General features: G+C 69.0%; 14 protein-coding genes and 2 pseudogenes. 7 read left to right on the top strand and 9 right to left on the bottom strand.

The features are described 5' to 3' along the window. The first annotated feature begins 133 nt into the window (after positions 1-133). On the top strand, positions 134-793 hold the full coding sequence (locus tag SALMUC_RS23230; protein ID WP_020043319.1) for an ABC transporter ATP-binding protein: 660 nt from the start codon (positions 134-136) through the stop codon (positions 791-793). Continuing rightward, positions 771-2,399, top strand: a complete 1,629-nt coding sequence (locus tag SALMUC_RS23225) for a KpsE/RkpR family capsule polysaccharide export protein (protein WP_020043320.1) — start codon at positions 771-773, stop codon at positions 2,397-2,399. Before SALMUC_RS23230 ends, SALMUC_RS23225 begins: the two co-directional genes overlap by 23 nt. A 75-nt stretch (positions 2,400-2,474) precedes the next feature. Here SALMUC_RS23225 and SALMUC_RS23220 read toward each other — a convergent pair whose 3' ends face one another. Then, positions 2,475-3,062 carry an NADPH-dependent FMN reductase gene (locus SALMUC_RS23220; protein ID WP_020043321.1) on the bottom strand — a complete coding sequence of 196 codons (588 nt, stop codon included), beginning with the start codon at positions 3,060-3,062 and terminating at the stop codon, positions 2,475-2,477. Between the two features lie 240 nt (positions 3,063-3,302). Between SALMUC_RS23220 and SALMUC_RS23215 the strand changes: the two genes are divergently transcribed. After that, a complete protein-coding gene (locus SALMUC_RS23215) occupies positions 3,303-4,913 on the top strand; it encodes a BCCT family transporter (protein ID WP_020043322.1) in 1,611 nt (536 codons plus the stop codon). A 75-nt stretch (positions 4,914-4,988) separates the two neighbouring features. Here SALMUC_RS23215 and SALMUC_RS23210 read toward each other — a convergent pair whose 3' ends face one another. The 6 genes and pseudogenes from SALMUC_RS23210 to SALMUC_RS23180 form a co-directional block, all read right to left on the bottom strand. Next, positions 4,989-5,915 (bottom strand): electron transfer flavoprotein subunit alpha/FixB family protein, encoded by a 927-nt coding sequence (locus tag SALMUC_RS23210; protein WP_020043323.1) that lies wholly within the window; start codon positions 5,913-5,915, stop codon positions 4,989-4,991. Continuing rightward, positions 5,915-6,673 carry an electron transfer flavoprotein subunit beta/FixA family protein gene (locus tag SALMUC_RS23205; protein ID WP_037371669.1) on the bottom strand — a complete coding sequence of 253 codons (759 nt, stop codon included), beginning with the start codon at positions 6,671-6,673 and terminating at the stop codon, positions 5,915-5,917. Before SALMUC_RS23205 ends, SALMUC_RS23210 begins: the two co-directional genes overlap by 1 nt. Positions 6,674-6,828: 155 nt before the next feature. Then, complete coding sequence (locus SALMUC_RS23200; RefSeq protein ID WP_021120157.1) at positions 6,829-7,962, bottom strand: M48 family metallopeptidase; 1,134 nt, start codon at positions 7,960-7,962, stop codon at positions 6,829-6,831. Positions 7,963-7,965: 3 nt separating this feature from the next. Beyond that, positions 7,966-9,186 (bottom strand): DUF898 family protein, encoded by a 1,221-nt coding sequence (locus SALMUC_RS23195; RefSeq protein WP_020043722.1) that lies wholly within the window; start codon positions 9,184-9,186, stop codon positions 7,966-7,968. A 71-nt stretch (positions 9,187-9,257) separates the two neighbouring features. Beyond that, positions 9,258-11,573, bottom strand: a complete 2,316-nt coding sequence (locus tag SALMUC_RS23190) for a DNA topoisomerase IV subunit A (protein ID WP_021120156.1) — start codon at positions 11,571-11,573, stop codon at positions 9,258-9,260. Positions 11,574-12,087: 514 nt separating this feature from the next. Continuing rightward, positions 12,088-12,501, bottom strand: a pseudogene (locus tag SALMUC_RS23180) (DNA gyrase subunit A); the annotation flags it as partial. 177 nt (positions 12,502-12,678) lie between these two features. Between SALMUC_RS23180 and SALMUC_RS28550 the strand changes: the two are divergent. The 4 genes and pseudogenes from SALMUC_RS28550 (at position 12,679) to SALMUC_RS29295 (ending at position 14,887) form a co-directional block, all read left to right on the top strand. Further along, positions 12,679-13,140 (top strand): SH3 domain-containing protein, encoded by a 462-nt coding sequence (locus SALMUC_RS28550; protein ID WP_021120881.1) that lies wholly within the window; start codon positions 12,679-12,681, stop codon positions 13,138-13,140. Positions 13,141-13,203: 63 nt separating this feature from the next. After that, complete coding sequence (locus SALMUC_RS23170; protein ID WP_020043747.1) at positions 13,204-14,043, top strand: SDR family NAD(P)-dependent oxidoreductase; 840 nt, start codon at positions 13,204-13,206, stop codon at positions 14,041-14,043. A 58-nt stretch (positions 14,044-14,101) separates the two neighbouring features. Next, positions 14,102-14,308, top strand: coding sequence for a twin transmembrane helix small protein (locus tag SALMUC_RS23165; RefSeq protein ID WP_020043746.1), 207 nt, complete (start codon positions 14,102-14,104; stop codon positions 14,306-14,308). A 2-nt stretch (positions 14,309-14,310) separates the two neighbouring features. Then, positions 14,311-14,887 (top strand): annotated as a pseudogene (locus tag SALMUC_RS29295) (cob(I)yrinic acid a,c-diamide adenosyltransferase). Between the two features lie 70 nt (positions 14,888-14,957). Here the strand turns inward: SALMUC_RS29295 and hisG are convergent. Next, a complete protein-coding gene (hisG, locus tag SALMUC_RS23160; protein WP_020043744.1) occupies positions 14,958-15,653 on the bottom strand; it encodes an ATP phosphoribosyltransferase in 696 nt (231 codons plus the stop codon). Next, positions 15,650-16,163: ATP phosphoribosyltransferase regulatory subunit (locus tag SALMUC_RS23155; protein WP_037372764.1), on the bottom strand; the 514-nt coding region annotated here is incomplete at its 5' end. The genes SALMUC_RS23155 and hisG, both read right to left, overlap by 4 nt.

The following is a 16,163-nucleotide window of genomic DNA, read 5'->3' as shown; positions in this document are numbered from 1 at the left end:
CCCACGCGGAACGGCCAAGCAGGAATGTGGCGGACGCCGCAATTCGGACATATTGTAACCACTGTCTTTCTCTAAGGCATGCTTAACGCGGCCTTTGTAGAGGTTGGGTCTGCGCAGTTCCGAGGCGACCGCGATGCTGGAATTCGACATGGTGAGCAAGTCCTTCTGGACGGGCCAGCGCCGGAAGGTGATCCTCGACCGTGTCTCGTTTCGCGTCGACCTGGGCGAGTCGCTGGGCGTGCTGGCGCCCAACGGCACCGGCAAGACCACCCTGATCCGCATGATGGCCGGGCTCGAGAAGCCCGACGAGGGCGAGATTCGCCGCGGCTGCCGCATCTCCTTTCCGCTGGGCTTCATGGGCGGGGTGGTCAGCAAGATCTCGGCGCGCGAGAACGCCCGCTTCATCGCGCGGATGTACGGGCTCGACCCGGACTACGTCGAAAGCTTCTGCCGCTGGCTCTGCGGGCTGGGGGAATACTTCGACCAGCCGCTCGGGACCTACTCCAGCGGCATGCGCTCGCGGTTCACCTTCTCGCTGATGCTGGCGCTGGATTTCGACATCTACCTCGTGGACGAGGGGATGCCGAACTCCACCGATGTCGAGTTCAACCGCAAGGCCGGCGACATCCTTGCCGAACGCCTGCGCACGACGACCATGGTCATCGTCTCGCACCAGCCCGCGGTGCTGGAGAAATTCGCGCGCAAGGCGGCCGTCCTGATGGATGGCAAGCTGCACATGTTCGAAACCTTGGAAGAAGCGAAACAGCTCTATGACTACGAAACCCAAGGCTAGGAAATTCCGTGTCCGCCGCAGCGCGCCCGCCGACGCCTCTACCGAAGACAAGGCGCCGTCGCTCGACCAGGCGGCGAAAGCCGCGCCCGACAGCGCCCAGGCGGCCGCGGGCGGTCCCGCCGAGCCTGAGCTTGAGGCGATCGCCAGGGAGGGGCTGACCGGCCGCCAGCTGCGCATGGCCCGGCGCGTCGCGCAGAAGAACGGCCTCGCGCCGACCTCGGACTTCGACGCCGTCCGGCTGCTGCGCGCGCGCGGCATCGATCCCTTCCAGCGCACCAATGTGCTCGAACTCGTGGTGCCGCCGGGCGGTGGCCAGGGCGGCCAGGGCGGTGGCACCGGGGCAGGCGGCGGCAGCGCCGCGCAGCCGCCCGTGCCGCGCGACAACATCCACCTGCCGCAGACCGTGCCCGACCGTCAGCGCGCGCAGTTGCCCTCGACCCAGACCGCCAGCCCGGCGGAGCGCCGCGCCGCCGAGATCATGCAGATCCAGCGCGAGATGGCCGGCCGCCGCCGCCGCAAGATGGCGCTGCTGCTGACCCGGCTCGCCTTCTTCATCCTGCTGCCGACGCTGATCGCGGGCTACTATTTCTACGTCGTCGCCACGCCGATGTACTCGACCAAGTCCGAGTTCCTGATCCTCAAGGCCGAAAGTTCGGCCTCGGGGATGGGCAGCATGTTCTCGGGCACGCAGTTCGCCACCAACCAGGATGCCATCGCGGTGCAAAGCTACCTGCTGTCCAAGGACGCGATGCTGCGGCTCGACCGGGACGAGGGCTTCAAGGCGCATTACACGCAGGCTTCCATCGACCCGATCCAGCGGCTCGAGGAGAACCCCTCGAACGAGGAGGCCTACAGCCTTTACAAGCGCAACATCGAGATCGGCTACGACCCGACCGAGGGCGTCGTGAAGATGGAGATCATGGCCGCCGACCCCGAGACGGCCGCGCGGTTCAGCCGGGCCCTCATCGGCTACGCCGAGGAGCGGGTCGACAACCTGTCGATGCGCAAGCGCTCGAATGCCGTGACCGATGCCGAGGCCGGCCTCGACGAGGCCGAGCAGGCCCGCATGGACGCGCAGGAGCGGCTGGTGCGGCTGCAGCAGGAGGGCGCCATCGTCGACCCCGAGGGCCGCATCGCCGCGCTGCGCGGGCAGATCAACAACGTCGAGATCCAGCTGCAGGAAAAGCGCCTGCAACTGGCCGCGCTGATGGACAACGCCCGCCCGAACGGCAGCCGCGTCGCGGGGGCCGAGGGCGACGTGCGCCGTCTCGAGGCCCTGCTCGACGACCTCAACGCCCAGATGACCACCGCCACCACGGGCGAGAACTCGCTGGCCGAGACCGCCGTGCAGATCCAGCTCGCCGAGGCCGACCTCGCGACCCGCGACCTGATGCTGCAGACCGCGCTCGAGCGGCTGGAGCAGGCCCGGCGCGACGCCGACAGTCAGGCGCGCTACCTCACCACCTCGGTGCAGCCCGTCGCCTCCGAGGACCCGAGCTATCCCCGCAAGTTCGAGAACACGATCCTCGCCTTCCTGATCTTCTCGGGCATCTACCTGATGATATCGCTCACCGCCTCGATCCTGCGCGAGCAGGTCTCGAGCTGAGCGCATCCCGCCGCACGTGAAAGGGGCTGCCGGATCGCTCCGACAGCCCCTTCGCATGTCCTGCCCTTGCGGCGATCAGGCCGCCTTGCGCAGCAGCTCCTGACGCGCGGGCGTCAGCGCCTCGGCCCAGACCTGCAGCTCGTCCAGCAGCCCGGCGGTGCCCTTGTGCACCTCGTCGTTCGGCGTGAGCGTCTGCTCCTCGGTGATGTCGCCGAAGACCATCGGGATCGGCACGACCTGCTTGAGGGGCATGACGTTCATGTTCGCCAGCAGCGAGCGCAGCTCCTGCGCGGCGCGCATGCCGCCCGAGATGCCGCCGTAGCCGACGACGCCGGCGGGCTTGCGGGCCCATTCCACCACCAGCGCCTGGATGGCGTTCACGATCGAGGCCGGCGGGAAGTAGTCGTACTCGGGCGTCACGAAGATGAAGGCGTCGCCGTCGGCGATAGCCGCGCTCCACTTCTTCGTGTGCTCCTGGGTGTAGTCCTGCATCGCCGGGTGGTTCGGCTCGTCCAGCAGGGGCAGGTCGAAGCTCGCCAGGTCGACGATCTCGACGTCGAAGCCGCCATGCTCCTTCGCCTGCTCGGCAACCCAGTTGCTGACGATCGGGCCGATGCGGCCCGGACGCGTGCTTGCGGTGATCACTTTCAGTTTCTGCGCCATCGGTGCATCCTTTCCTTCAAGGGTGACGTGGTATCCTGACGCAGAACCTATGCTTCTGCCGCGCCGCGGCAATCCGGGCTGGTCGCACATGAGACGTGCGACAGTGCACCCGACAGTCGCGATCGCGCCATATGCCATACCCGTCATGGTAGAGTTCCTGTCCGGAATTCAATTTATTGGGAACAACGCGATTGTCGCCGCGTTGAGCCGAGATTTCTTTTGCCCGAATTGGGGACGCCAATGGATGGACTGGCACGTCGGCTCGGCCTGCGCACGGATTCAACGATCTTCTTCAGCGCCACGGCGTGCATGGTCGTGTTCCTCGGGGCGCTCCTGATCGCCCCGGCGGCCATCGGGACCTTCTTCGAGGCAGGCCGCGCCTGGGTGGTCACCAACCTCGGCTGGTTCTTCATCGCCGGCGTCAACATATGGCTCGGCTTCCTGATCTGGATCGCCTGCAGCCGTCACGGCCACATCAAGCTGGGCAAGTCCGATTCCACGCCCGACTTCGACAACGTGTCCTGGTTCACCATGCTTTTCGCGGGCGGCATCGGCACCGTCCTGATGTTCTGGGGCGTGGCCGAACCCATGAGCCACTTCTCCGAGCCCCCGCGCGAGACGGTCGAGCCGCACTCGATCGAGGCCGCGCGGGACGCGATGTCCTTCGCGCTCTATCACCTCGGGCTGCACACCTGGACGATCTTCACGCTGCCGGGCCTGGCCTTCGCCTACTTCATCCATCGCTACGACCTGCCGGTGCGCGTCTCCTCGGTGTTCTACCCGCTGCTCAAGGACGGTATCTACGGCAAGGCGGGCAAGGTCATCGACGTCGCTGCGATCCTCGGCACGCTTTTCGGCGTCGCGGTCTCGCTCGGGCTGGGCTCGTCGCAGATCGCGGCCGGCCTGTCCGAGCTCACCGGGTATGAAAGCTCGACCTGGATGCGCATTGCCATTATCGCCGTGCTGACGGCGGTCGCGGTCGGCTCGATCGTTGCCGGGCTCGACAGCGGCGTGAAGCTGCTGTCGAACATCAACATCGGCATGGCCGTGGCGCTGATGGTCTTCGTGCTGGTCACCGGCTCGACCCTGTTCCTGCTGCGCGGCATCGTGCAGACGCTGGGTCTCTACCTCGGCAACCTGCCGCAGCTCGCCTTCTGGAACGACATGCTGGCCTACGCGCACCAAAGCGGCGACGGCTGGGGCTGGCAGGGCAGCTGGACCGTCTTCTACTGGGCCTGGACGGTGACCTGGTCGCCCTTCATCGGGCTGTTCGTGGCGCGCATCTCGCGCGGTCGGACGATCCGCGAGTTCGTGCTGGGCGTGCTGCTCGCGCCCTCGGCCTTCACGCTCGTCTGGTTCGCCATCTTCGGCTGGCAGGCCATGCAGATCGACGGCATCGGCGAGACCGCCCGCGCCGCCATGGGCGACGAGGCTGGTGCCCTGTCCGAGGCCGTGGCGAACTCGGTGCCGCTGGCGATGTTCGCCTTCTTCGAGAACTTCCCCTTCACCACCATCATCCAGGGCCTCGCCGTGGTGATCGTGGCGATATTCTTCGCGACCTCCTCCGACTCCGCGTCGCTGGTGGTGGACATGCTCTGCACCGGCGAGGAAACGCCCGGTCCCTGGCCCCAGCGCGTCTATTGGGGCGTGACCGAGGGCACCATCGCGGGGATGCTGATCTGGCTCGCCGGGGACGAGGGGCTGAACGCCCTGCAGCAGGTCATCACCGTGATCGGGCTGCCGATCTTCCTGCTGATCTTCATGATGATCCCCTCGATCCTCAAGGGCCTTGCCGCGGAAGAGATCGACTACGTGCAGATCAAGGATGAGCCGGAACTCGAGAACATCTGATGTCCGCCCCGGACCGCGCATGAAAAAGGGCCCGCCGAGATGGCGGGCCCTTCGTGTCTTGTCGGCGTGCCGCGCTCAGAGCTTTTCGGTGAGCTCGGGGACGGCCTGGAAGAGGTCCGCGACGAGGCCGTAGTCGGCGACCTGGAAGATCGGCGCCTCCTCGTCCTTGTTGATCGCGACGATGATCTTGCTGTCCTTCATCCCCGCGAGGTGCTGGATCGCGCCCGAGATGCCGCAGGCGATATACAGGTCCGGCGCCACGACCTTGCCGGTCTGGCCGACCTGCCAGTCGTTCGGCGCGAAGCCGCTGTCGACCGCCGCGCGCGAGGCACCGACCGCCGCGCCCAGCTTGTCCGCCAGCGCCTCGATGATCCGGAAGTCCTCTTCCGAGCCCACGCCGCGGCCGCCCGAGACCACGATGCCCGCGCTGGTCAGCTCGGGGCGGTCGCTCTCGGCCATCTTGTCCTCGACCCATTCCGACAGGCCCGGGTTCTCGCCCGCGCCGATCTCCTCGACGGCGGCCGAGCCGCCGGTGCCGGCCGCGTCGAAGGTCGAGGTGCGGAAGGTGATAACCTTCCTTTCATCCTTCGACCGTACGGTCTGCACCGCGTTGCCGGCATAGACCGGGCGCTCGAAGGTATCCGCATCCACCACGGAGGTGACATCGGTCAGCACCATCGCGTCCAGCAGCGCGGCGACCCGCGGCAGGATGTTCTTGGCGTCGGTCGTGGCCGGCGCCACGATGTGCGAGTAATCGCCCGCCAGCGACACGATCAGCGCCGCTGCCGGCTCCGCCAGCCGGTGACCGTAGAGCGCGTCCTCGGCGACCAGCACCTTGGCCACGCCCTCGATGGTCGCGGCCTCGGCGGCGGCATCCTTGGCGGTGGCGCCCACGGCCAGCACGGTGACATCGCCCAGGGCGCCGGCCGCGCTCACCGCCTTGGCGGTGGCGTCCATCGACAGGTGCCCGTCGTTGATTTCCGCAAGAAGGAGAACAGCCATCACACGACCCCCTTTTCCTTGAGTTTCGCCACCAGCTCGTCGACCGAGCCCACCATGATGCCCGCCGCGCGCGCCTCGGGCTCGGCGGTCTTCACGACCTCCAGCCGGGGCGAGACGTCGACGCCGTAGTCCTCGGCGGTCTTCTCGTCGAGCGGCTTCTTCTTGGCCTTCATGATGTTGGGCAGCGAGGCATAGCGCGGCTCGTTGAGGCGCAGGTCGGTGGTGACGATGGCCGGCAGCGTGACCTTCACGGTCTGCAACCCGCCGTCGACCTCGCGCGCCACGACCGCGGCGCCGTCCGACACCTCGAGCGTGTTGGCATAGGTCGCCTGGGCCCAGCCCAGCAGGCCCGCCAGCATCTGGCCGGTGGCGTTCATGTCGTTGTCGATGGCCTGCTTGCCCATCAGCACCAGGCCCGGCTCTTCCTCGGCGACGATCCTGGCGAGGATCTGCGCCACGGCCAGCGGCTCGATGTCGGTGTGCACGTCGTCCGCGGCGGTCACCAGGATCGCCCGGTCCGCGCCCATGGCGAGCCCGGTGCGCAGCGTCTCCTGCGCCTGCTTCACGCCGATCGACACCACGATCACCTCGTCGGCCTTCCCGGCCTCCTTCAGGCGGATCGCCTCTTCCACGGCAATCTCGTCGAAGGGGTTCATCGACATCTTCACGTTGGCCAGATCGACACCCGATCCGTCCGCCTTCACGCGGACCTTAACGTTGTAGTCGATCACCCGTTTGACAGGTACGAGTACCTTCATGAGCGGTATTCTCCCGGATTTCGCCGCGTCGGGCGCGGCTCCCATGTGACCCTTCGGCGTGTTGATAGCGAAGTGCACGCAGGGGAAACAGGGGAAAAACGTCACGTTGGCGCCACCGAACGCCGCGTTCGCGCCTCCCGGCGCCCATCAAGGGGTCAGTCAGGGGCGCCGCAGATGCCCTGCAGCGCCCGCCACTGCCCGGGGTCGAGCGCCGGGGTGACGGCGCCCTCCGGCGGCGGGGCGGCGCGGGCCCCGTCGATGCGCTCGCTCAGGCGGGGATGCGACATGAAATGCGCCAGCGCGCCGTCGACCTCGCCGCCAAGGTCGCGGAACCGCTCGAACATCTCGGCCAGCGCCGCGGGCGGCAGCCCCGCGTCGCGCAGCATGGCGTGGGCGTAGATGTCGGCCTGCGTCTCGGCCTCCTGCCCGTAGCTCGCGTTGATCAGCCGGTCGGCCAGAAGGACCATCGCCGCGCCCCCGGTGAAATCTCCGAAGAGCAGCCCCAGCAGCCCGACCGAGCCCGCCGCGCGCAGGGCGTTGCGCGTGGGATCGCGGTGCACGACGTGGCCGATCTCGTGCGCCAGCACGGCGGCCACCATGTCGGGGCCCTCCGCCTTGTCCAGCAGCCCGCGCATGACCACGATCTGCCCGCCCGGCGCGGCGAAGGCATTCACCATGCCGCTGTCCAGCACCCGCACCCGCAGATCGTAGTCCAGCGCGCGCCCCTCGGTCAGCCGCGCGACCATCGCCTCGAGCGCCGCCGTGCCGCCGGGCGCCTCGCAGTCGAGCGACCCAGGGCTCTCGGCGCCCAGCATCCGCTCCATCTGCGCGGTGACGGTCCGGCCGAAGGCCACCTCGCGCTCGACCGGCAGCAGGCGGGCGAGTGTGCCGGCCATCGAGGGCAGGATGACGAAGAGCATCAGCAGCACCGCCGCCAGCGCGCCGCCCAGCCGCAGGGCCACGCGCCGCCCGGTGCCGGCGCGCAGGTCGCGCCGGTGCAGGCGCGGGCGGGTGCGGTGCAGCCATTCGATCAGGCGCGGGTCCTCGATCACCAGCCGCGCCGGGTCGCGGGGCAGGGCGTCGGGCACGTGGTCCGCGTGCCGCGTCACCACCAGCCGCGCCGCGTCGGCGTGATCGCCGAGGGCACGCAGGTCCGCGAGCGGCCAGCGCAGCGGCGCGGGCAGGCTGTCGCCCTCGATCACCAGCGCCTGGTTGTCCTCGCTCAGCCGCAGCCGGACCTCGTGGCGCGCGGCCGTCCCGCCATCGTGAAAGCTCGCGCGCCCCTCCATGCCTCAGATCGCCCCGCCGATATCCAGCGCATCGGCAAAGCCCTCGGCGTCGGCGCCCTTGTCCGCGGCACGCTGCCGGATCTCTCCCAGTGCGTCGGGGTCGATCACCGTCAGAGTGTCGACGTAGTGCTTGAGGATCGGCTGCGTGATCAGCGCGAGCCCGCCCGCCTCGGCCGCGACGAAGACGAGGATATAGGTCATGGCACCGCCGAGCAGCGGCAGCAGCACGGCTGGCCCGCTCGGGTCGATCCCGTCGAGCCCGCCCGTCGAGGCGAGCCCGCCGAAGATGATCGCCGCCCCGCCGCCCACCAGCGCAAGGAAGATGCCCACCGCCGCGCCGACGATCAGGCTGCCGACGATCCACGTCAGGATCACGGTCGAGGTCTCGGGCCGGGCGTGAAAGCCCACCTGCTCGTCCAGCACCTTGGTCCGGGCGAGGTAGGCGAAGCTCTGCACGCGGTAGGAGATGACGCCGATCGCCAGCCAGACCGCGCCCACGGGGATCGCCGCGATGCCCGCAGCCCCCCAGCCCCAGTCGCCCGCCGCGCCGGCGGCGGCGCCGATGCTGCCCAGCACGATCAGCCCGATCCCGATGAAGACGTGTCGCATCCGGCCGTAGAGCGCCGTCCAGTGCCCCTCCTGCCGGAAGCGGGCGTCCCCGAACCAGGTGCGGTCGGTCATGTACTGCTCCAGCCGGAAGGTCTGCAGCGGCAGCATCAATCCCAGCGTCAGCAGCGTCAGGGCCCAGTAGCCCATGGCCCGCAGCGCATAGCCCCAGGCGTTCCTGTCCATGCCGAAGCGGATGCCGCGCCAGCGCGTCCTTGCCATGCGGTAGCGCCTTGCGCGGTAGACCGCGAAGAAGACGAAGGGCAGCACCGCCAGCACCGAGGCGTTGACCGCCACGACCGAGGTGGCGGCGTCGGCGCCGCCGAAGAGCGAGATGCCGAAGTAGAACAACACGATCTGGATCACCCCGAGGTAGACGGCGAGAATGATCACCGCCATCAGGAAGCCCAGGAATTTCTCCAGCCCCGTCCCGGTGTATTCGAATCGCGAGCCGTCCAGTTCGACCGCCGACCAGATGTAGCGGCGGATGCGGGTCTTGGCCCAGAAGCGGTAGATCCCCAGCGTTACCAGGGTCAGCAACCCCGTGCGGAAGGCCAGCCAGAACAGCTGGCCGTTGTCCCCGGCGTAGCGGGCGTGGGCATACTGTCCCTCGGCCATGGCGGACCCTCTCGAAATGCCTTTGCCCTGTCGGGCGAAATCGGTCCCCGGGGGCGCCGCGCGGGCGCCCCTCAGGTGAAGCGGTTGTCGCGCGGGAAGCCGCGCGGGGCCATGCGGCCGGTGCCGGCGCGCTTGCCGTACCAGTCGTCGAGGGTCGTCTCGGTGCGGGTGCGGCCCGCCGGGTCGCGCCACGACAGGCCCTCGGCCAGCGTGAAGGTCGTGACGTCGGACATGCCGCCATCCTTGTACTTCTGCAGCCGCACGCCCTTGCCGCGCGTCATCTCGGGCAGCTCGTCGAGCGGGAAGACCAGCACCTTGCGGTTCTCGCCCACGACCGCCACGGCATCGCCCGTCACCGGCTTGCAGACCCGCGCCTTGACCTCGCCGCGCACGTTCAGCACCTGCTTGCCGCTGCGCGTCTGGGCGACGACCTCTTCCTCGGGCACGACGAAACCGTCACCGGCCGAGGAGGCCACCAGCAGCTTGCGCCCCGGCTTGTGGATGAAGAGATCCACGATCTCCGCCTCGTTGGGCAGGTCCACCATCAGGCGCAGCGGCTCGCCCATGCCGCGCCCGCCGGGCAGGTTCGCGGCCGAGATCGTGTAGAACCGTCCGTTCGAGCCGAAGACCAGCAGCCGGTCCGTCGTCTCGGCGTGGAAGATGAAGCGCGGGCCGTCGCCGTCCTTGAACTTCAGCTCGCGGTTCAGGTCGATGTGGCCCGTCATGGCGCGGATCCAGCCCATCTGGCTGCAGACCACGGTGATCGGCTCGCGCTCGATCATCGCCTCGAGCGGCACCTCCTCGACCTCGCCCGCCTCGGCGAAGGAGGTCAGCCGGCCGCCGCGCTCGAGATCCTTGGCGAAGGCCTTCTTGGTCTCGCGCAGCTGCTCGGAGATGCGCTTCCACTGCAGGTCCTCGCTGTCGAGCAAGTCCTCGAGCCCCGCGCGCTCTTCCATGAGCCGGTCGCGCTCGTTGACCAGCTCGATCTCCTCGAGCCGCCGCAGCGAGCGCAGGCGCATGTTCAGGATCGCCTCGGCCTGCACTTCGGTCAGGCTGACGGCGCCGTCCTCGGCCAGCGGGGCAGGGGCCACGTAATCGGCCTCGTTGGTGGCGCGCACGTGGTCGCGTCCCCAGTCCTCGCGCATCAGCGCGGCCTTGGGGGCCTCGTCGTAGCGGATGATGTCGATCACCCGGTCGAGATTCAGGAAGGCCACGATCAGGCCCTCGAGCACCTCAAGCCGATGGTCGATCTTCTCCATCCGGTGGCGCGAGCGGCGGCACAGCACGTCGCGGCGGAAGTCGAGGAAGGCGCGCAGCACCTCCTTCAGCGAGCAGACCCGCGGCGTCACGCCGTCGATCAGCACGTTCATGTTGAGCGAGAAGCGCACCTCGAGGTCGCTGTTCTTGAACAGCATGCCCAGCAGCAGCTCGGGGTCCACGTTCTTGGACTTCGGCTCGAGCACCATGCGGATGTCCTCGGCGCTCTCGTCGCGGATGTCGGCGAGGACCGGGACCTTCTTGGTCTGGATCAGCTCGGCGATGCGCTCGACCAGCTTGGACTTCTGCACCTGGTAGGGGATCTCGGTCACCACCGCCTGCCACTGGCCGCGGCCCAGGTCCTCGACCTCCCACTTCGCGCGCAGCCGGATGCTGCCGCGCCCGGTGCGATAGGCCTCGGCGATGCGGTCGCGCGGCTCGACGATGACGCCGCCGGTCGGGAAGTCGGGGCCGGGCACGAAGTCCAGCAGCTTCTCGTCGCCGGCGTTGGGGTACTTGATCAGGTGCAGGCAGGCGTCGATCAGCTCGCCGATGTTGTGCGGCGGGATGTTGGTCGCCATGCCCACCGCGATCCCGCTCGCGCCGTTGGCCAGAAGGTTGGGGTAGGAGGCGGGCAGCACGGCGGGCTCTTCGAGCCGGCCGTCGTAGTTGGCGCGGAAATCGACCGCGTCCTCGTCCAGCCCCTCGAGCAGCGCCTCGGACATGACGGTCATCCGCGCCTCGGTGTAGCGCGAGGCCGCCGGGTTGTCGCCGTCGATGTTGCCGAAGTTGCCCTGGCCGTCGACCAGCGGGTAGCGGATCGTGAAGTCTTGCGCGAGCCGCGCCATGGCGTCGTAGATCGCCGCGTCACCATGCGGGTGGAAGTCCCCCATGGTGTCCCCGCTGATTTTTGCCGATTTCAGGAAGCCACCGGCGGAACTAAGCCGAAGCCGGCGCATTGCATATAAGATACGGCGGTGCACGGGCTTGAGCCCGTCACGGGCGTCCGGAAGGGCCCGGTTCATGATCGTCGAAAGCGCATAGGTCAGATACCTGTCGCCGATGGCTCGGCGCAGCGGTTCTGCCAGATTGCGAGGGTTCATATTGGGGTCATCGACGATGTCATTCATGGATATTGGGATACCGCCGCAGACCGGCACGGTAAAGCGAGCAAGCGCCTCGCGCCGGGATTTTTCCGAATTCCGCGACCGCGCGTCCCGCGAATCGGGTATCATGGGGCGCGCACCGCGGCTCTGCGGCGCGGCATTTCATGACGCATTTCTTTTCCAGACCGGAGGTATTCGGCCATGAACAAGTTGATCCCAGTGACTTTCGGTTTCCTCGGGCTGGCCTGGTACGAGATGTCGGGCGGCGCGGACTTCCAGCCGGCCGTCAGTGACCCGCAGCCCGCGATGGCCGCACAGGCCGACACGCGCTCCGCCGAAGAGGCGCAGCAGGCGCAGCTCGCCGCCGCGCGCCGCACCACGGCCCCCGCGCCCGAGGTCAGCCGCGCCGACACCTCGGCCGGCAGCCTCACCGGCTTCTCCGCGGTCGACAAGGGCGCCGAGCTGGGCATCACGCTCGCCTCGGTCTCCGACGCGCCCGTCTCGTTCAAGCCGGCGCTCGGCGCGACGGCCGGGGCNCCTCGGACATGACGGTCATCCGCGCCTCGGTGTAGCGCGAGGCCGCCGGGTTGTCGCCGTCGATGTTGCCGAAGTTGCCCTGGCCGTCGACCAGCGGGTAGCGGATCGTGAAGTCTTGCGCGAGCCGCGCCATGGCGTCGTAGATCGCCGCGTCACCATGCGGGTGGAAGTCCCCCATGGTGTCCCCGCTGATTTTTGCCGATTTCAGGAAGCCACCGGCGGAACTAAGCCGAAGCCGGCGCATTGCATATAAGATACGGCGGTGCACGGGCTTGAGCCCGTCACGGGCGTCCGGAAGGGCCCGGTTCATGATCGTCGAAAGCGCATAGGTCAGATACCTGTCGCCGATGGCTCGGCGCAGCGGTTCTGCCAGATTGCGAGGGTTCATATTGGGGTCATCGACGATGTCATTCATGGATATTGGGATACCGCCGCAGACCGGCACGGTAAAGCGAGCAAGCGCCTCGCGCCGGGATTTTTCCGAATTCCGCGACCGCGCGTCCCGCGAATCGGGTATCATGGGGCGCGCACCGCGGCTCTGCGGCGCGGCATTTCATGACGCATTTCTTTTCCAGACCGGAGGTATTCGGCCATGAACAAGTTGATCCCAGTGACTTTCGGTTTCCTCGGGCTGGCCTGGTACGAGATGTCGGGCGGCGCGGACTTCCAGCCGGCCGTCAGTGACCCGCAGCCCGCGATGGCCGCACAGGCCGACACGCGCTCCGCCGAAGAGGCGCAGCAGGCGCAGCTCGCCGCCGCGCGCCGCACCACGGCCCCCGCGCCCGACGCGGCGCGCACGGCCGCGGCCGACAGCGCGCCCGCCGTCGACCCCGAAAAGGCCGCGGCGCTCGCGCCCGAGCTGCGCCGGGTCTCGGGCAGCCGCGTCAACGTGCGCACCGGCCCCGGCACGCGCTTTTCCGTGGTCACGCAGTTCGTCCGCAACGACCGGGTCGAGGTGCTGGCCGATCCCGGCGAGGGCTGGGTCAAGCTGCGCTCCGAGGACACGGGCCGCGTCGGCTGGATGTCCGACCGCTTCGTGACCGACGCCGACTGAGCCACGTTGCGGCCCGCCCAGCGATGATCTAGGCCAAGATCGCGTGAAACGGGGCGGGCACTCATGGCGGACCACGGCAGATCCATTCTCATCACCGGGTGTTCCTCGGGCATCGGCCGCGCCGCCGCCCACGGGCTGCGCGCGCGCGGCTGGCGGGTCTTCGCCAGCTGCCGGCAGGAGGCCGACGCCGAGGCCCTGCGCGCCGAGGGCTTCGAGGCCCCGCAGCTCGACTACACCGACAGCGACAGCATCGCCCGCGCGCTGGACGAGGTCCTCGCGGCCACCGGCGGCACGCTCGACGCGCTCTACAACAACGGCGCCCACGCCATTCCCGGCGCGATAGAGGACCTGCCCACCGACGCGCTGCGCGCGATCTTCGAGGCCAACGTCTTCGGCTGGCACGAACTCACCCGCCGCGTCATCCCGGTGATGCGCGCGCAGGGGCACGGCCGCATCGTGCAGTGCTCCTCGGTGCTGGGTTTCGTGCCGATGCCCTGGCGCGGCGCCTATGTCACCTCGAAATACGCGCTCGAGGGCCTGACCGACGTGCTCCGGATCGAGATGGCCGACACCGACATCAAGATCGCCACGATCCAGCCCGGCCCCATCGGCACGAAGATCCGCAGCAACTCGATCCCGCATTTCGAGCGCTGGGTCGACTGGCGCGCCTCGCCGCGTGCGCCCCAGTACGAGGCCTCGCTGCTGAAGCGCCTCTATGCGGCCCCGCGCAAGGACCGCTTCGAACTGCCGCCCGAGGCGGTCGTCAAACGGCTGGTCCATGCGCTGGAAAGTCCGCGCCCGAAACCGCGCTACCACGTGACGGTGCCGACGCATCTCTCGGGCTGGATGCGCCGCCTGCTGCCGACCGCCGCGCTCGATGCGGTGATCGGTCGCGCCCGCTGAGCCCGCTTCGCATTCCGCGCCCGACACGCTATGTCTGGGCCAACACCCGGGAGGCCACATGAGAGACGATCCACTCTTCCTTGTCATTGCCACCGTCATGCTGGTGGTCGTGGCCATCCTGCTCTTCGGCATCGGCTCCTTTGCCAAGGGCGGCGCATTCAACAAGAAATATGCCAACAGGGCCATGCGTTGGAGGATCATCGCGCAGTTCGTCGCGGTGGTGCTGATCGTGATCTTCGTTCTGGTCCGTGGCGGAGGAAACTGAAAATGGTCGTGCTCAACAAGATCTACACCCGCACCGGCGACGCCGGCGAGACCGCCCTGGTCGACGGCCGCCGCGTGCCCAAGTTCGATGCCCGCGTCGAGGCCTACGGCACCGCCGACGAACTCAACGCCGTGGTGGGCCTCGCCCGTCAGCACGCCGAGGGCGACCTCGACGCGGCGCTCGCGCGCATCCAGAACGATCTCTTCGATCTCGGTGCCGACCTCGGCCGCCCCGACATGGCGAAGGACGCCGAGGCAGGCTACCCCGTGCTGCGCATGGTGGCCTCGCAGGTGTCGCGCCTCGAGCGCGAGATCGACGCGATGAACGCCCGGCTGGAGCCGCTGCGAAGCTTCATCCTGCCGGGCGGCTCGGCCGCCTCGGCCTACCTGCACCAGTGCCGCACGGTCGCCCGCCGGGCCGAGCGCCGCGCGGTCGAGCTGGCCTCGGTCGAGGACGTGAACGAGGACGCGGTAGAAATACCTCAATCGCCTCAGCGACTGGTTCTTCGTGGGCGCCCGCATCGCCAACGACGATGGCCGCGCCGACGTGCTCTGGACGCCCGGCGCCACGCGCGAGTGACGCGCCCCGCCCCCGGCACCGCCGGGGGCGCGCCCCTCTGTCCTGACGTTTCCCTGAAAGGTCGCGCGCCTCAGCCGATGCCCAGCATCCCGCAGAGATCGCGCAGCGTCGCCCGGTCGTCCTCGTCCATCGGCGCCATGCGGCTGCGGAACAGGGTCGCCTGGCTGCGCAGCACCGGCTCCTCCTCGAGGATCTTCAGGTGGTTCGCGCGCAGCGTCTCGCCCGACGAGGTGATGTCGGCGATGGCCTCGGCCGTCAGGTTCTTGACCGTGCCCTCGGTCGCGCCCTGCGAATCCACCAGCTGGTAGTCCGCCACGCCGCCCCGGCGCAGGTAGTCCCGCACCAGCCGGTGATACTTGGTGGCGATCCGCATCCGGAACCCGTGCCGCGCGCGAAACGCCGCCGCCGCCGCGTCGAGATCGTCCAGCGTGTCGACGTCCACCCAGAAGCTCGGCACCGCGACGATCAGGTCCGCCTGCCCGAAGCCCAGCTCGGCCAGCTGAGCGACCTTCTGGTCCCACTGCACCAGCTTCTCGCGGATCAGGTCGGTGCCGGTGACGCCCAGGTGAATCCGCCCCGCCGCCAGCTCGCGCGGGATCTCCCCCGCCGAGAGCAGCACGAGGTCGAGCCCCCCGAGCCCCTCGACATGGCCCGCGTATTCGCGTTCCGACCCGCTGCGCGACAGCGTCACGCCGCGCGCGCCGAACCAGTCGAAGGTCTTGTCCATCAGCCGCCCCTTGGACGGCACGCCCAGCTTCAGGCTCATGCCTCACCTCCCAGCTGCAGCAGCAGCCCCGGGCGGATCACGCCGCCCACCGCCGGGATCGCCTTGCCGTCGCCCAGCCGCCGCGTCAGCGCGTCGTAGCGCCCGCCGGTCGCCACCGGCGGCAGGTCGGGCCGCCCCTCGGCGAGGAAGCCGAAGACGAAGCCGTCGTAGTATTCCATCGAGGTGCGCCCGTAGCTCGCCTCGAAGCCCAGCGAGGCGGTGTCGACCCCGCGCGCCTCCAGCGCGTCGCAGCGCCGCTCGAACCGCTCGATCGCCTGCGCCAGCCCCGGCAGGTCGACCGAGAGATCGCGCAGGTGCTCCAGCGCGAAGGGGCAGGTCTCGCGCACCGCGAGCAGCGTGTCGATCAGCTCGACCTGGCTCCCGCAGAGCGGCCCTTCCTCGGCATCGGCGCGCAGCGCGGCGATGCGCTCGGCGATCTCGCGCGCGCCGCGCAGCCCGATCGCCGGCCCTGCGCCCGCCATCGGGTCCTCGGCGGCCAGCAGCGCGGCG

The sequence above is a fragment of the Salipiger mucosus DSM 16094 genome (assembly GCF_000442255.1).
In the GTDB taxonomy this organism is placed as follows: Bacteria; Pseudomonadota; Alphaproteobacteria; order Rhodobacterales; family Rhodobacteraceae; genus Salipiger; species Salipiger mucosus.
Note: the sequence above shows the minus strand (reverse complement) of the source record. Positions and strands in the feature narration are given on the sequence as shown.

What these genes read in the sequence shown, in the direction of transcription:
- SALMUC_RS28550 (WP_021120881.1), top strand. Translation starts at nt 12,679, where the DNA reads ATGAACAAGTTGATCCCAGTGACTTTCGGTTTCCTCGGGCTGGCCTGG.
- SALMUC_RS23195 (WP_020043722.1), bottom strand. Translation starts at nt 9,186, where the DNA reads ATGGCCGAGGGACAGTATGCCCACGCCCGCTACGCCGGGGACAACGGC.
- SALMUC_RS23205 (WP_037371669.1), bottom strand. Translation starts at nt 6,673, where the DNA reads ATGAAGGTACTCGTACCTGTCAAACGGGTGATCGACTACAACGTTAAG.
- SALMUC_RS23225 (WP_020043320.1), top strand. Translation starts at nt 771, where the DNA reads ATGACTACGAAACCCAAGGCTAGGAAATTCCGTGTCCGCCGCAGCGCG.
- SALMUC_RS23220 (WP_020043321.1), bottom strand. Translation starts at nt 3,062, where the DNA reads ATGGCGCAGAAACTGAAAGTGATCACCGCAAGCACGCGTCCGGGCCGC.
- SALMUC_RS23210 (WP_020043323.1), bottom strand. Translation starts at nt 5,915, where the DNA reads ATGGCTGTTCTCCTTCTTGCGGAAATCAACGACGGGCACCTGTCGATG.
- hisG (WP_020043744.1), bottom strand. Translation starts at nt 15,653, where the DNA reads ATGAGCCTGAAGCTGGGCGTGCCGTCCAAGGGGCGGCTGATGGACAAG.
- SALMUC_RS23170 (WP_020043747.1), top strand. Translation starts at nt 13,204, where the DNA reads ATGGCGGACCACGGCAGATCCATTCTCATCACCGGGTGTTCCTCGGGC.
- SALMUC_RS23165 (WP_020043746.1), top strand. Translation starts at nt 14,102, where the DNA reads ATGAGAGACGATCCACTCTTCCTTGTCATTGCCACCGTCATGCTGGTG.
- SALMUC_RS23230 (WP_020043319.1), top strand. Translation starts at nt 134, where the DNA reads ATGCTGGAATTCGACATGGTGAGCAAGTCCTTCTGGACGGGCCAGCGC.
- SALMUC_RS23190 (WP_021120156.1), bottom strand. Translation starts at nt 11,573, where the DNA reads ATGAATGACATCGTCGATGACCCCAATATGAACCCTCGCAATCTGGCA.
- SALMUC_RS23215 (WP_020043322.1), top strand. Translation starts at nt 3,303, where the DNA reads ATGGATGGACTGGCACGTCGGCTCGGCCTGCGCACGGATTCAACGATC.
- SALMUC_RS23200 (WP_021120157.1), bottom strand. Translation starts at nt 7,962, where the DNA reads ATGGAGGGGCGCGCGAGCTTTCACGATGGCGGGACGGCCGCGCGCCAC.